Annotated in this window: 10 protein-coding genes; 8 read left to right on the plus strand and 2 right to left on the minus strand. The window is 70.3% G+C overall.

Annotation, left to right across the window (positions count from 1 at the left end; translation table 11 throughout):
* The first annotated feature begins 126 nt into the window (after positions 1–126).
* The 6 genes from ACFZBU_RS01935 to ACFZBU_RS01960 all read left to right on the plus strand — a co-directional run bounded on the left by ACFZBU_RS01935 (position 127) and on the right by ACFZBU_RS01960 (position 9,849).
* Positions 127–1,662, plus strand: coding sequence for a tryptophan halogenase family protein (locus ACFZBU_RS01935; RefSeq protein ID WP_391581784.1), 1,536 nt, complete (start codon positions 127–129; stop codon positions 1,660–1,662).
* A gap of 31 nt (positions 1,663–1,693) precedes the next feature.
* A complete protein-coding gene (locus tag ACFZBU_RS01940; RefSeq protein WP_391581479.1) occupies positions 1,694–2,245 on the plus strand; it encodes a flavin reductase family protein in 552 nt (183 codons plus the stop codon).
* A 94-nt stretch (positions 2,246–2,339) separates the two neighbouring features.
* Positions 2,340–3,923 carry a cation:proton antiporter gene (locus ACFZBU_RS01945; RefSeq protein WP_391581480.1) on the plus strand — a complete coding sequence of 528 codons (1,584 nt, stop codon included), beginning with the start codon at positions 2,340–2,342 and terminating at the stop codon, positions 3,921–3,923.
* Positions 3,841–5,373: a tryptophan halogenase family protein gene (locus ACFZBU_RS01950; protein WP_391581481.1), complete on the plus strand. Its 1,533-nt coding sequence runs from the start codon at positions 3,841–3,843 to the stop codon at positions 5,371–5,373. The genes ACFZBU_RS01945 and ACFZBU_RS01950 overlap by 83 nt, the downstream gene beginning before the upstream one ends.
* A gap of 84 nt (positions 5,374–5,457) precedes the next feature.
* Positions 5,458–8,844, plus strand: coding sequence for a BTAD domain-containing putative transcriptional regulator (locus tag ACFZBU_RS01955; protein ID WP_391581482.1), 3,387 nt, complete (start codon positions 5,458–5,460; stop codon positions 8,842–8,844).
* 141 nt (positions 8,845–8,985) lie between these two features.
* A complete protein-coding gene (locus ACFZBU_RS01960; protein WP_391581483.1) occupies positions 8,986–9,849 on the plus strand; it encodes an alpha/beta hydrolase in 864 nt (287 codons plus the stop codon).
* A gap of 138 nt (positions 9,850–9,987) precedes the next feature.
* Here ACFZBU_RS01960 and ACFZBU_RS01965 read toward each other — a convergent pair whose 3' ends face one another.
* Both ACFZBU_RS01965 and ACFZBU_RS01970 read right to left on the minus strand, forming a co-directional pair.
* Positions 9,988–11,526 (minus strand): MFS transporter, encoded by a 1,539-nt coding sequence (locus ACFZBU_RS01965; protein WP_391581484.1) that lies wholly within the window; start codon positions 11,524–11,526, stop codon positions 9,988–9,990.
* 327 nt (positions 11,527–11,853) lie between these two features.
* Complete coding sequence (locus ACFZBU_RS01970) at positions 11,854–12,864, minus strand: Lrp/AsnC family transcriptional regulator (RefSeq protein WP_391581485.1); 1,011 nt, start codon at positions 12,862–12,864, stop codon at positions 11,854–11,856.
* A gap of 161 nt (positions 12,865–13,025) precedes the next feature.
* Here ACFZBU_RS01970 and ACFZBU_RS01975 point away from each other — a divergent pair, with 161 nt between their 5' ends.
* Together ACFZBU_RS01975 and aroF are read left to right on the plus strand one after the other, a co-directional pair.
* A complete protein-coding gene (locus ACFZBU_RS01975; protein WP_391581486.1) occupies positions 13,026–13,913 on the plus strand; it encodes an SAM-dependent methyltransferase in 888 nt (295 codons plus the stop codon).
* A gap of 229 nt (positions 13,914–14,142) precedes the next feature.
* Positions 14,143–15,204 (plus strand): 3-deoxy-7-phosphoheptulonate synthase, encoded by a 1,062-nt coding sequence (aroF, locus tag ACFZBU_RS01980; RefSeq protein WP_391581487.1) that lies wholly within the window; start codon positions 14,143–14,145, stop codon positions 15,202–15,204.
* Position 15,205 lies beyond the last annotated feature (1 nt).

Below are 15,205 nucleotides of genomic sequence, written 5' to 3' on the forward strand. Positions count from 1 at the left end.
CGTCTCTCAGGATGCTCTCCAGGGTCGGCCGCGGGGATCGAACCCCGCGGCCGCAGGCCGAAGGAGAGACTCGTGGACCATCGCATCAAAAGGCTGGTCGTTCTCGGCGGCGGGACTGCGGGGTGGATGACCGCCTCGTATCTGGGGAAGGCCCTCCAGGGTGCCGTGGACATCACGGTCCTGGAGGCGCCCACCATTCCCCGAATAGGTGTCGGCGAAGCCACCGTGCCCAACCTGCAGGCCGCGTTCTTCGACTACCTCGGAATTCCCGAGGACGAATGGATGCGCGAGTGCAACGCGAGCTTCAAGGCGGGCATCCGGTTCGTGAACTGGCGCACCCCCGGTAAAGGCACGGCACAGCCGCGCACGCTCGGCGGCGGCGTCGACCACTTCTACCACCACTTCGCCAACCTGCCGGAGCACGACGGGATTCCGCTCTCGCACTACTGGCACCTGCGCACGTTGCGGGGGGAGACCGACGTCCCCTTCGACTACGCGTGTTTCGCCGAGGCCGAGGTGCTCGACGCCAAGAAGGGCCCGCGCTACCGCGACGGCAGCCAGGCCACCGGCTACGCCTGGCACTTCGACGCCAACCTGGTCGCGGACTTCCTGCGCCGGTTCGCCACCGAGAAGCAGGGTGTGCGGCACATTCAGGACGAGATGACCGAGCCCCTCTTCGACGAGCGGGGCTACATCACGGCGCTGCGCACGAAGGAGGGTCGGCTTCTCGAAGGCGATCTGTTCGTGGACTGCTCCGGCTTCCGCGGCCTGTTGATCAACCAGGCGATGGAAGAGCCGTTCCTGGACATGTCCGACCAGCTGCTCTGCGACAGCGCCGTGGCCACCGCGATCCCGCACGACGACGCCGCCAACGGCGTCGAGCCGTTCACCTCGGCGATCGCGATGAGCTCGGGCTGGACCTGGAAGATCCCGATGCTGACCCGCTTCGGCACCGGCTACGTGTATTCGGGCAAGTTCACCAGTCAGGACGAGGCCACCCGCGAGTTCTGCGACCTGTGGGGCCTGGACCCCGACCACACGCCGTTCAACCACGTACGCTTCCGGGTCGGTCGCAACCGCCGGGCCTGGGTGCGCAACGTGGTGAGCATCGGACTCGCCTCGTGCTTCGTCGAACCGCTCGAGTCGACCGGCATCTACTTCATCTACTCGGCAGTGCACCAGCTCGCCAAGCACTTCCCGGACAAGCGATTCGACCCGACCCTGGTCGACCACTTCAACCGTGAGGTGGAGAGCATGTTCGACTTCACCCGCGACTTCATCCAGACGCACTTCTACTTCTCGCCGCGCGAGGACACGGAGTTCTGGCGGGCCAACAAGGAGCTTCCGCTCGGCGACGACGTCCGGGAGAAGATCTCGCTGTATCGGGCCGGATTCCCGGTGAACACCTCGCAGGCCGGCGAGCGGGTGTACTACGGAAATTCCGAAGTGGACAACAAGAACTTCTGGAACAACACGAACTACTGGTGCATCTTCGCCGGTCTCGGCCATCTCCCGGATCGCGTGCTGCCCGCTCTGGAATACAAGCCGGCATCCATCGAAAGCGTCGAGAACCTGTTCGCCGAGGTCGATTCCCGGCGCCGGCACCTGCTGGCCGAGCTGCCCACCACGTACGAATTCCTGCGCCAACTCCACGGCAAATGACGTCGCTCGACCGGCACTCCTGGAGTAATTCGTGACGCATTCCATCCGCGCCGAAGTGCACAACGACGCCCGGGTCGACCGCCAAGAGGAGCCGGCCGACCGTGCGGACCGGTTGCGCGCCTTCATGGCGGGCTTCCCCACCGGTGTCGGAGTGTTCACCACCTTCGACACCCAAAACCGCCCCTGGGGCATGACCTGCACGTCGATCAGCTGCGTGACCCTGTCCCCGCCCACCCTGCTGGTCTGCCTGCGCCAGGGCAGCCCGACATTGGCGGCGGTCCGCTCGTGCGGGACCTTCGCGCTCAACCTGCTGAGCGGACATGCCAAAAGCACGGCCGAGCTGTTCGCCTCCGGCGCCCCGGACCGGTTCGCGCTCACTCCCTGGTGTCTGCCCGACGGCGCCGGCGGCCCGCATCTGGCCGAGGCCGCACACGGGGTCGCCGACTGCAAGGTGGTCCGCGACGACGTCGTCGGCGACCACGCGGTGATCTTCGGCGAGGTGATGGGCACGGCCCATCGTGCGTCGGCCGATCCGCTGCTGTACGGCCTGCGTGGCTATGCCGCCTGGCCCGGGCGCCCCTGAGTCACCGCGGCGCGCCCACCGTCCCCGTCGGCGGCGCGCCGCGGTGTGCGTTTTCCAGCCATCGCCGTGATCACCTTGCGCAGAGGAAGTCGCGATGTCCATCCGTGAAGACTCCCCGGCGGGAAGCGGTATCGACCCGCGGCCGCCCTTCGAGCGCGAACACCCGCCGGTACTCGACTCGCCCTTACCGGACCCGCCCGTATCGCGAAGCCGGCAGGTCCTGCTCTACATGCTGATCGTCGGGCTGCCGGCGGCGCTCGTCCTGACCGGTCTGTGGTTGGGCGTGCGCCATTACGGCGGACACAACGCCGTCACCGCCGGCGGTGTGCGTACGACCGCCGCGGACACCTTCGCGCACCTGCTCCTGGCGCTGGCGATCGTGCTGGTGCTCTGCCACCTGATGTCCCGACTGTTTCTCCGGATGGCGCAACCCGGGGTGATCGGCGAGATCTGCCTGGGCATCGTGCTCGGACCGTCCCTGCTCGGCCTGCTGTGGCCCGGCGGGTACCACTGGTTGTTGCCGGAGTCGCTCAACGGGTCGATCAACGTGCTGGCCCAACTGGGCCTGATCTTCTTCATGTTCCTGGTCGGCTACGAGCTGGACCTGAGCCAGGTGCGCGGTCGCGGCCGAGTCGTGTTGATGATCAGCCACGTGGGAATCGCGGTGCCGATGCTCAGCGGCGTGCTGCTCGCCCTGGTCGGGTACTCCTCGCTGGCTCCGGACGGCGTGGGATTCGTACCCTTCGCATTGTTCTTCGCGGTGTCCATGAGCATCACCGCCTTCCCGGTGCTGGCCCGCATTCTGATCGACCGCCGCATGGAGCGCACCCGGCTCGGCGCGCTGGCGCTGGCCTGTGCCGCGATCGGTGATGTCACCGCGTGGTGTCTGTTGACGGTCGTGGTGGCCGCCACCGGCCATTCCTCCGGCTTCGGAGTGGTGCGAACCCTGCTGTGCACCGGCGCGTTCAGCGCGCTGATGTGGGGCGTGATTCGCCCCGCGCTGGCTCGCCTGGAAGGTGCCGGGCGCGAGTCGGAACCGCGCCGGTTGTCGGACGCGGCGGTTCTGCCCGCACTGCTCGCGGCGATCATGCTCACCGCGTTGGCCACCGATCGCATCGGCATCCACGCGATCTTCGGCGCCTTCCTGCTGGGCGTGATCGTCCCGCGCGGCTCGGTCACGGTCGAGGTCGCGTCGGCGCGCATGCGCGATCTGACCGTCACGCTGCTGCTGCCGCTGTTCTTCGTGTACTCGGGCCTGCGCACCGAGTTCGGCCTGTTCGGCTCGGATCGAGGGCTGTGGGGCTGGTGTCTGACCATCACCGCGGTGGCCGTGGTCGGCAAGTGGGGCAGCACCGTGCTGGTCGCCCGCGGCCTGCGCATCCCCGGTACCGAGGCACTGGCCCTGGGCACGCTGATGAACTGCCGCGGTCTGACCGAGTTGATCGTGCTCAACGTGGGTCTGGATCTGAAGGTGATCACACCCACCCTCTTCACGATGTTCGTGACCATGGCGCTCGTTTCCACCGTGATGACCTCTCCGGTCCTCACGCTGATCGATCGCCTGGCGAACTCTCGACGCAACCGAAAGGACGACAATGATCCGCAACGTGGTGATCGTGGGCGGCGGCACGGCGGGTTGGATGACCGCCACCTACCTGAAGCAGACGTTCAGGGATGAGGTCTCCGTCACCGTCGTGGAATCGGAGCGGGTGGGCACCGTCGGCGTCGGCGAGGCGACCTTCAGTACCATCCGCCACTTCTTCGCCTACCTCGGTCTGGAGGAGCGGGATTGGATGCCGAGCTGTGCGGCCTCGTACAAGCTCGGTATCCGGTACGCCAACTGGCGCGAGGTGGGCACGTACTTCTACCACCCCTTCGAGCGGCTCCCCGTGCTCGACGGATTCACCCTGGACGACTGGTGGTTGCACCTGGACGGCGACGTGGAGAACTTCGACACGTCCTGCCTGTTGCTGTCCGCGCTGTGCGAGGCGAACCGTTCACCGCGTCTGCTCGACGGCAACCTGTTCACCACGCTGCTCGATCGCGAGGTCGGCAACGCCAACGAGCAGCGCACGCAGTTCCCGTACGCCTATCACTTCGACGCCGACCTGCTGGCCAAGTTCCTGACCACGTTCGGGGTCGAGCGCGGCGTGGGGCACGTCGTGGACGACGTGGTCGAGGTGCGCCGGGACGAGCGCGGGTGGATCAGTCATCTGGTCACCGCCGAGCACGGCGACATCCCCGGCGAACTGTTCATCGACTGCACCGGCTTCCGCGGGCTGCTGATCAACGGGGTGCTGGAGGAACCGTTCGAGTCCTTCGAAGACGTGCTGCCCAACAACCGCGCGGTGGCCCTGCGGGTACCCGCCGACCCCGGGCGGGAGATGGCTCCGTACACCTCCGCCACCGCGGCCGAGGCCGGGTGGATCTGGACGATCCCGCTGTACGAGCGGATCGGCACGGGGTACGTGTACTCGGACGAGTTCTGCGACCCGGCCGAGGCCGAGCGCACGCTGCGCCGGTTCGCCGCGCCCGATCGGCCCGACCTGGAGGCGAACCACATCCGGATGCGGATCGGTCGCAACCGCAACTCCTGGGTGAAGAACTGCGTGGCCATCGGCCTGTCCAGCGGCTTCGTCGAGCCGCTCGAATCGACCGGGATCTTCTTCATCCAGCACGGCATCGAGCAGTTGGTGAACTACTTCCCCGACCGTGACTGGGACCCCGCGCTGGCGGTGCGCTACAACCGCAGCATCGCCGAGGTGATCGACGGGGTGAAGGAGTTCCTGGTCCTGCACTACTGCGCGGCAGGGCGTGAGGACACCCCGTACTGGAAGGCGGCCAAGACCCGCCCGCTGCCCGAGGGCCTGGCCGAGCGGCTGGAGTCGTGGCGCACGCTGCTGCCCGAGTCGGACACCATCTACCCGCGCTTCCACGGCTTCGAGGCCTACAACTGGAAGGTGATGTTGATCGGACTCGGCAAGGCACCCGCCCGGGCGCGGCCGGCCCTGGCCGGTCTGGACCCCAGCGGTGCCATGGCCGAGTTCGCGGCGATCCGCAGGCAGGCCGAGCGACTGGTCGGCGAACTGCCCAGCTGCCGGGAGTACCTGAGCCGCATGCACGGCTGATCTCGGCCGGGCGCAAGACCGGGGCGGAATTCGCGGATACCGGTCGCCGATCGGCGGCCGGTATCCCTGTTCTTGGAGAAACCAGTGACCACAGCATCCTTTCCGGTGCACCGCTCACCGGCGGTCCGCGGGGGCGGAGACGGTGCGACGTCGCCCGGTTCGGGCCGCGGCTTACCGGATCGTGCCGACTTCCTGATCCTCGGACCGCTCGAAGTCATCGTCGACAATCGCTCGGTCCCCCTGCGGGCGCCCAAGCAACGCAGCCTGCTGGCCTGCCTGTTGCTGCACGCGGGGCAAACGGTGGGCGTGGAGAAACTGCTCGGCCACCTGTGGGAGGGAAACCCTCCGGCCAGCGGCCGCAATGCCTTGCACGTGCACATGAACCGGCTGCGCCAGACGTTGGAGCAGGCCGGCGGAGAACGGCTGATCCACACCATGCCCGAGGGGTATCGGATCACGATCGCCGCGTCGGCGCTGGACCTGAACCGGTTCGACGACCTGGTCGAGCGTGCCGAGGTGGCGCGCGCGGCCGATCGGCCCGCCGAGGAGGCCGATCTGCTCGCCGCCGCCCTGGCCCTGTGGCGTGGCCCGGCACTGGACGACGTGCCCGCGGAGACCCTGCAGCGGGAGGCGGTGCCCGTGCTGACCGAACGCCGGTTGCGCGCGGCCGAGCGCTACTTCGACGTCGGCCTGTTCCTGGGCCGACAGGACCGGATTCTGGCCCCGCTGCGTCAGATGACCGCCGACCATCCCTATCGCGAACGGTTCTGGTATCAGCTCATCCTCACGCTGTACCGCTGCGATCGGCAGGCGGAGGCGCTGGCCGCGTACGCCGACGTCCGGGACAGGCTCAACGAGGAGTTGGGCATCGACCCGGGCGAGCGACTGGTTCGGTTGCAGCGGGCGATCCTCAGCGGTGCGCAGACCCTGGCACCCGAGTCCGCCGCCAAGCACCGCGCACCGGCCGCCGAGCAGTCCCGAGGCTCGTGGACCCCGCTGTATCAACTCCCGCGCGACGATCCCGATTTCGTCGGACGCGAGGCGGTGCTCGGTTGTATCGCCGAGGCCGCCACGCCGCACCACGGGTTGCCCGCGTCGCCGGTCGTGGTGCTCTCGGGCGGGCCGGGGGTGGGGAAGACGGCGACCGCGCTGCGGGCCGCGCACCGGTTGCGCCGGTTGTTTCCGGACGGCCAGTGGTACGTGCGCCTGAGCGGCGCCGACGGCGACCCCCGTGATCCGGCCGAGGTGTTGGCGGAACTCCTTGCGGCATCGGGCCAGTTCCGCGTGCCGGCCGGCCTGGAGGCGCGCGCGGCGGCGTTGCGTGCCCAACTGGCGGACCGAAGGGTGCTGTTGGTGCTCGACGACGTCACTCGCGCCGAGCAGGTCACGCTGCTGCTGCCCGGCACCGCGGGCTCGGCGGTACTGGTGACCAGTCGAGTGGATCTGCCGGAACTGAGTGCCTCCTGTGGCGCCCGGTTGTTCGCGCTTTCGGACGAACTGACCGAGACCGAATCCGCAGCGCTGCTCGACGGTGTGGTGGGTGCGCCCCGGCTCGCCGCCGAGCGCGAGGTCGCAGCGGAACTGGCGCGGTTGTGCGATCGCCTGCCCCTGGCCCTGCGGATCGCCGCGGCGACGCTCGCCGCCGATCCCGAGTGCCGCGTCGCGGACTACGTGGCCCGGTTGCGCGAGGCCGGCCCGCTGAGTCGACTCACCCTGGGACTCGGCCCTCGGGCCGGTGTGCGCGACGCCTTCCGGGCGGCGGTCGGGCTGCTCTCGCCCCAGGCCGCGCGGGTGTATCGGCTGTTGCCATTGACTCCCGGACCGGATTTCGGCATCGCCACCGTCCGGGTGCTGGCGGACCTGGCCGACGACGAACGGGCCAAGGAGATTCTGGACCGGCTCGCGGCCGGCCACCTGGTCGCCCCCAGCGGCCCCGGCCGGTTCCGGCTGCGGGGACTGACGCGTGCGTATGCCGCCGAGTTGTCGCAGGCCGCGGACGCACCCGCCGAGCGCACGCGGGCGGCGCGGCGGGTGAGTGCGTGGCTGTTCGCGGGTGTGCGGGAGGCGGTTCGCAGGCTCGGCCTGGGCACCTTTGCCGAGGTCTGCGGACCGGGCGAGGAGCGGGCACGATTCGCCGACGTGGGTGCCGCCTCGGCCTGGCTGGACGCCGAGCGGGCGGCCCTGGTGGCCCTGGTGGAGACGGGTGGCGCCGATTGCCCGGTGATCGCGACGGCCGCGTTGCTCGGTCCCTACCTGGCCGAGGGCGGCCACCACGATCAGGCGCTGCGCTGTGCCCTGGCCGCGCGGGCGGCCGAACGGCGTAGCGGGAGCGGCTGGACCGCGGCCACGTTGATCGGACTCGGCTTCGCCCATCTGGGTCTGGGGCGATCGACCCGAGCCCGGCTGTACTTCACCCGGGCGCTCGAACGCGACCTCACGGCGAACGAGCCCTGGCAGCGCTTGGCCGCCCTGCGTGGCCTCGGGCTCGCGATCGGCGTCGAGCAGTGTGGCGCGAGAGCCATCGACGTGTTGACCACGGCCCGCGACCTGGCCGATCGGCTCGGCGGACTGCGGGCGGCCGCATGCGTCCGACGCGACCTGGCAGCCGAGTTGCACCGCGCGGGCCGGCTGGACGAGGCCCGCGAGGAGTTGCTGGCCGCGCTGCGCGACGCCCGCCACGCCGAGCCGGGCGGATCCGGACCCGGTACGGCCCGAACGTTGTGGCGGCTGGGCCTGGTCTCGCACGATCAGGGCCGTGCCGAGCGGGCGGTCAGCTATCTCGCCCAGGCCTTGGCATCCGGCGGTACGGCCCGTGATCAGGCCGCGATCGAGGCCGTGCTGGCGCGGACCTACCTCGAACGCGGGGGTCTGGGCACCGCGGCCCGACACGGCGGCGAGGCGCTGCGGTTGGCATGCGCCGGCGGCGACGTGCGGTCTCGGGCACACGCGTTGAACGTGCTCGGTGAGATCGCCCGCCTGCAGGGGCACCGTGACCTCGCGCTTCGGCATCACACGGTCGCGCTGAGGCTGGCCCGTCGGGTCGGCTCCACGCGGGGTGAGTGCGATGCCCGGTCCGGCCTGGTGCTGGTGCTGCTCGAGGGCCGGGACGCGGACGGGATTCGGCTCGCGACGCGGCACGCCCGGGCAGCGGCCGGCACCGCCGGTCGGGCCGGCCGACCCCTGGTCTACGCGCGCGCCTGCCACACCGTGCACATGGTCTCGGCGGCATCGATCGGGACCGGCGGCACTCGGCCGCGCCGAAGCGAAGGAGGCTCACGTGCACGCGTGTTCGTGGTTCCGGCGGAAAAGGCGGAGACAGCCGTGCCTCGCAGATTGCCGGCGCCGCCCGCGTTTCGGCAACAGGAGGCGCCGATGCCCGCGTTGACCGGACCGGGACGGACGCGGCGAACGTGCCGGGACGTCACCCGGCGCGAGGTGTGGGAGCGGGCGGCACTGGAGGACAGCGCCTGAGGCTGTCTGTCGTCGAAGCCTCGAAGCCTCGAACCCGCGAACCGCCGAACCGCCCAAACCGCCGAACCGCCGAGCCCCGAACCGCCGAACTCTCGAACCCCGAACGCCGGTGCCGCGGCGTCGACCGAATGTGGAGGACCCATGACGATCGTGTACGGCGCGTTCGATCGGGCCGCGCTCGACCGCGAGTATTCGCCGAGTTCCCGCGCGCCCGACTTTCTCCGGATACTGGACCAGGCCGCGGCCAGGAGCCGGCAGGCGCGCGCCGACCTGGCATGCCGCCCGGACGTGCGATACGGACCGGGCCCGGCGGAACGACTCGACTACTTCCCGGCCACCCGGCCCGGGGCACCGCTGTTCGTCTTCGTCCACGGCGGCCACTGGCAGCAGTGCAGCAAGGAGGAATCGGCCTTCGCCGCACCCCGGTTCGTGAAGGCCGGGGCCGCCTTCGCGGCGCTGGGGTACGGACTGGCGCCGCTTTGTTCGCTGGGCGCGATGGTCGAGTCCGTGCGGCGCGGGCTGCGCTGGTTGTGCGAGCGTGGTGCGTTGCTCGGACACTCGGGCGACGCGGTGTACGCGGGCGGGAGTTCGGCGGGTGCGCACCTCGTCGCGGCGGCGCTGAGCGGGCCCGAGGCGGGGCCGCGGCTGCCGGGAGTGTGCCTGCTCAGCGGGGTGTACGACCTCGAACCGATCCGGTCGAGCTACGTCAACGACGCGCTGGGGCTGGATCGGGAAACCGCGCGGCGATACAGCCCGCTGCGTGGCGGGCCGCTTGCCGCGCAATCGGTGATCGTCGCCCGCGGTGCCGCCGAGACCTTCGAATACGCCCGGCAGCAGCGGGAGTTCGTCGAGGCTCTGCGGGCCCGGGAGCACCCGGTCCGCGACTTGGTGGTGGTCGGGCGCAACCACTTCGACCTGCCGTTCGATCTCGGTCGGGTCGGGACCTCGGTCGGTGACGCGGTGCTGGCCCAGATGGGCCTGCTGCGACCCGCCGCCCGGTCCTGAACGCGTGCGCACGCCGGTCGGACCGGAAGTGTTCGGTCCGACCGGCGCGTACGAGTCGCCGGATCCGGCGGGCGTGCACGTGTGGCCCGAACACGGCACCGAGCGGCGTGGGCCCGCGATGACCGCCCGGGCAGGAGGTCAGACGTTTCCCGCCGCCGAGGTCGTCTCCGACAGCGGTTCGGACTCGTCGTCGGTCGATTCCCGGGACGCGGGCGCGTCGACCAGGGCGAAGACCAGGATCGCGGCCAGGACGGCGACGGCTGCGGCGACCAGGAGCGTGACGTCGAGACCCGAGGCGAACGCCTCGCGGACCAGATGCTCCATCGAGTCCCGCTGGGGTTCGGGAGTGCGGGCGATCACGCCTTGCGCCTGACCGCCGGTCAGCGCCCCGGCCACGTCGTGGGCGTTGGCCAGGTGGCCCTTGTCGGTGAGCACGTCCTGGACTCGGGCCTGGAAGATGACGCCGAACACGGCGATGCCCAGGGCGAAGCCGAGTTGACGGAAGGTGTTCACCGCACCGCCCGCCATTCCGCCACGAGCCGCCGGCACCGAGGCCAACGCGGCGCCGGACAGGGTCGGAGTGACCAGCCCGACGCCCACCCCGGCCACCAGGAGGCCGGCGATGATCACCCCGCCCGACGAGTCGGCCTTCACGAACGCCTGCAGCGCCGCGCCCGCCGCGATGAAGAGCATGCCGATGCCGATCGCGGGTTTGGGGGCCCATGGTCCCAGTCGGCCCACCAGGGCGGAGAGCACGAACGCCGAGATGCTCAGCGGCAGGATGTACAGGCCCGCCTTGATCGGCCCGTAGCCCAGGACGGTCTGCAGCCACAGGGACGTGAACAGCAGGTAGGCGAACGCGGCGGCCTGCATCAACAACCCGGCCGACATGATCCCGACGAACGAACGGCTCCGGAAGAGCGTGAGATCCAGGATCGGGTACGGGTGCCGGCGCTCCACCACGATGAACACGATCAGCGCGACCAGGCCGAGCCCGAGCATGCCCAGGGTGTTCACCGAGGTCCAGCCGTCGACATGGGCCCGGATCAGCGCGAAGGTGACCGATCCGGCGGCGACGGTGAACGCGATGATTCCCGGGATGTCGATCCGATGGCGTTCGGCGGGGCGCTCCTCCTTCAGCACGCGCACGCTCATCAGGACCGCGATCACGCTCACCGGGAGGTTGACGTAGAAGATCCAGCGCCAGTCCAGGTATTCGGTCAAAAGGCCGCCGACCACCGGTCCCGCCGCCGCGGCCACCGCGTTGGTGGCACCCCACACGGCGAACGCGACGGCGCGATCCTTGCCCCGGTAGTGCGAGCCCAGCAGGGCGATGGTGGTGCCGAACATGCCCGCCGCGCCGATGCCCTGCACACCTCGGGCCGCGATCAGCACACCCGCGTCGGGCGCCAGCGCGCACACCAGCGAGGCGATCGCGAAGACCACCAGGCCGACCAGGTAGGTGGCCTTGCGGCCGAGTACGTCCGCCGTCGACCCGATGCCCAGCAGCAGTGCGGCCAGTGCCAACGCGTAGATGTCGACGACCCACTCCAGGTCGGACAACTCGGTGTCCAGATCGGTCGCCATGTCCGGCAGTGCCACGGTCACGATGGTCACGTCCACGAGCAGCATGAACGTACCGAGACAGATCGCCACAAGGGGCGGCCACTTACGCATGAGTTTCCTCTCGGCGGAGGGTGGTTGATGTCGAGAAACCCCGGATACCGGAACCTTCGCGGTGATCGGGCGGAACGCGCCACGCAGGGGGAACACATTGCTTGTTTTCGACATCGCGACCGGTGTCGAGGGCGGAAACCGTCCGGCCGTGCCGGCGGGATCAGCCGCGGTCGGCTCGGCGGCGGGCAGGGGACAGCGGGCCGGACGGCTCGGGCCGGTCGTGGTGGATCGGGGCTCGGTCCGCGCCTCGGGCCCGGTCCGCGTCGTGGTCCCGGTCGGGGGCGGGCGCCGCGGCGGGTCGGGTTCCGCTGCCGGTCTCGGCGGGCGTCAGCGCCGCGAGGGGCCCGATCCGGTGGAGACCGACTTGGGCACGCTGCCGGCGCGCTTGACCGAGCGGATGACCGGAGCCGTTTCCATCGCCACCACCTGGTCCAAGCCGGCGATCCGGGTGGTCAGGTAGTGGTAGAAGTCGTCGGCGTCTCGGCAGGCGACCATCGCGACCAGGTTCGCGGAGCCGGTGATGGCGGCGGCGAAGGCCACCTCGTGATGTCCGGCCAGCGCCTCACCGACCGCGACCAGGGCCGCGGGGGGCACCGAGAGCCACAACATCATCTCGGTCTCGTAGCCGAGCAGCGCCGAATCGATCTCCACGTCGAAGAACAGCGCCCGGGCCCGGCGCAGGCTCTCCAACCGGCGCTTGGCGGTCGATTCGGACCAGCCGGTCACCTCGGCCAGTTTGGCGTAGCCGGCCCGACCGTCCAGGGCGAGCGTGGCCAGGAGCTTGCTGTCCCCCTCGAACAACTCCAGGCGTTCCCGATGCTTGGGGGGATCGCCGAGCCCCGCGTCGAGTTCGCGGATCTGTTCCGGGGTCAGCGAGTTGGCCTTGCCGTGCCAGCCGGTCGGGCCGCCGGAGAACGCGTGCAGGATGTTGTGGGCGGTGACGCCGACCACGCGCGGAGTGCGCGGCAACTTCTGCAGAAGCAGGGAATCACGATCGTTGCGCGGGCCGCTGCGGGTGACGCAGACGATCTCGGTGCCGCCGGCGGTCAGGCTGACCCAGGAGGTGTCGTCGCGCCAGGCCAAGGCGGCGGCGATGCCGGCCGCCGCGTCGGGACTGCACTGGATCCGGACCAGCCACTCGACCTGACCGAAACGACTGACGTCGGGCAGGCCCAGCACCCGCATGGCGCCCGAGTTGTGCAGCTTGCGATAACGGCGGGCCACCGTCTGATCGGATACCTGCAGGACCGCGGCCACCCGGCTGAAATGCGCCCGCCCGTCGATCTGGAGCGCGTGCACCAATTGCCGTTCCAGCGGGTCGAGCCTGGTGGAATCCACCCCACGACGCTACTTGAAAGCCGATATCCGGCGCCAGGGGACAACTGGCTGGTATTTCCGTTTCGCCCCCCGGCAATCTGGCGACTGCCAACCGTGATCGCCCGACGACACACGGTGCTCGACAGGGTGAGGGCACCGCTGTCGGTGTGGAAAGGAAAGTGATGACCGAGCCGAGCCGTGATCCCTGCGACCACCGTGATTTCCCGCTGTCGGGAGCCGGTCTGACCGCGCTGACCATCGCCGTCGAACGCAACCTGGAGAGCCGTCGCCCCGATCGACTCTTCGACGACCACCTCGCGGCCGCTTTCCTGGCTCCCGTGGATGCGGCCGGGGCGGCGTTGCCGGCCGGGTTCGCACCCCGGCGGTCACTGGGTGGACGCTGGGCCGGGATACACGGGTTCATCGGGCTGCGCACTCGCCTGTTCGACGACCAACTGCTGGCCGCGACTCACGCGGGCGGGCGCCAAGTGGTGTTGCTCGGGGCGGGGTTGGACACCCGGGCCTTCCGACTGCCCTGGCCGCCGGGGGTGCGCGTGTTCGAGCTCGACCGGGAGGATGTCCTGCGCTACAAGGCCGCCGTGCTGGCGCGGGCGAGGGCGCTCCCGCGATGCCACCGGGTGTCGGTGGCGGTCGACCTCGGCAAGGAGTGGGCGGCGGCGCTGTGTTCGGCGGGATTCGATCCCGCGCTGCCCACCGCGTGGGTGGCCGAGAGCCTGCTGCTCTACCTCGGTCGGGCCGACTGCGATCAACTGATCGCGCGGATCGGCGCGTTGTCCCAACCGGGCAGCAGGCTCGTCCTGGACCACGTCAACGCGGCGATGATGCAGACCGAGGAATTCGCCCGAATGGCGCACGAGCTCGCCCGGATCGGAGTGGCCTGGCGGTCCTCGATCGACGACCCGCTCGGGTGGCTGGCCGGCTTCGGCTGGCACGCGGACCTCGTCGACGTCGAGTCCTGCGCCGCCGCGCTGGGGCGGCCGGTTCCGCCCGTGCTCGCCGCCAACCAGCGGCTGGCCCAACGCCTGTGGCTGGTCTCGGCGCGACGGTGAACGATCGCCGGGCGCCGGGTGCGGGCCGATTCGGACCCACCGAGGTGCCCGGCTCGTACCCGCCGGACGGCCCCGATCGACGCGTCCGCGGTCCCGCGCCCCTGCTCCGCCGAGACGCAAGAGACACGAAAGAGGCGTGTAAGTGCGGCCTGTCAGTGTCCGACTCGGCCTGGACGGGGGTTCGGGTCGCGCAATCAGGACGCTGGGGGACTCGCCGATGATCGTGGTGATGGATCAGACCTCCGCCCCGGAGCACGCCGACGACGTGGCCGCGGCGCTTCGTGCGGAGGATATGCAGGTGCTGCGCAGCCGATGCCACGGCCGCGCCCACCTGATCTCGACCAAGACCGCTCCACGGGGCCTGGCCGAACGCATCCGACCGTTGCCCGGGGTGGAGTCGGTGGTCGACACCGAGGACGCACTGCGCTTCACCGGACGTGCCTACCAACCCGCCGACACCGTCGTGGACGTGGCCGGAGTGGCGATCGGTGGACCGGCGTTCGTGGTCGTGGCGGGGCCGTGCGCGGTGGAGAACCGGACCCAGATGAGCGACTCCGCGCACGGCGTCGCGCTGGCCGGCGGCGCCATCCTGCGTGGTGGTGCCTACAAGCCGCGGACCTCGCCGTACAGCTTCCAGGGGTTGGGACGCGCCGGTCTGCGTCTGCTCGCCGAACAGCGGGAGGTCACCGGGTTGCCGATCATCACCGAGGTCCTCGACGTCGCGGATCTGGACGACATCCTGGAGGTCGCGGACATTCTCCAGGTCGGTACCCGAAACATGTGCAACGCCACCCTGTTGCGTGCGATCGGACGAAGCGGCCGGCCGGTGCTGCTCAAGCGCGGGATGGCGGCCACGATCGAGGAATGGCTGCTCGCGGCCGAGTACATCCTGTCCGAGGGCAACCCCGACGTGGTGCTGTGCGAACGCGGCATCCGCACGTTCGAGCCGGCGACCCGATTCACCCTCGACCTGTCCGCCGTCGCCGCGGTGCGGCGGATGAGCCACCTGCCGGTGATCGTCGACCCCAGCCACGCGGCCGGACGTACCGACCTGGTGCGCCCGCTCGCGCTGGCCGCCGCGGCGGTCGGTGCCGACGGCATCATGATCGACATCCACCCCGAGGCGGCCACCGCGCTGTGCGACGCCGGGCAGGCCCTGCACCCCAAGGAACTGGCCGAACTCACCGCCGATCTGGCCCGGTTGCTGACGGCGACCGGTCGGGTCCTGGCGGTGCCGCCACCTCGCTCGGTGGCCGCCCGCCCGCGCGCGCTGGCGACGGAAGGGGTCTGAT

Origin of the sequence: Embleya sp. NPDC008237 (genome assembly GCF_042956465.1) — a bacterium.
Lineage (GTDB): Bacteria > Actinomycetota > Actinomycetes > Streptomycetales > Streptomycetaceae > Embleya.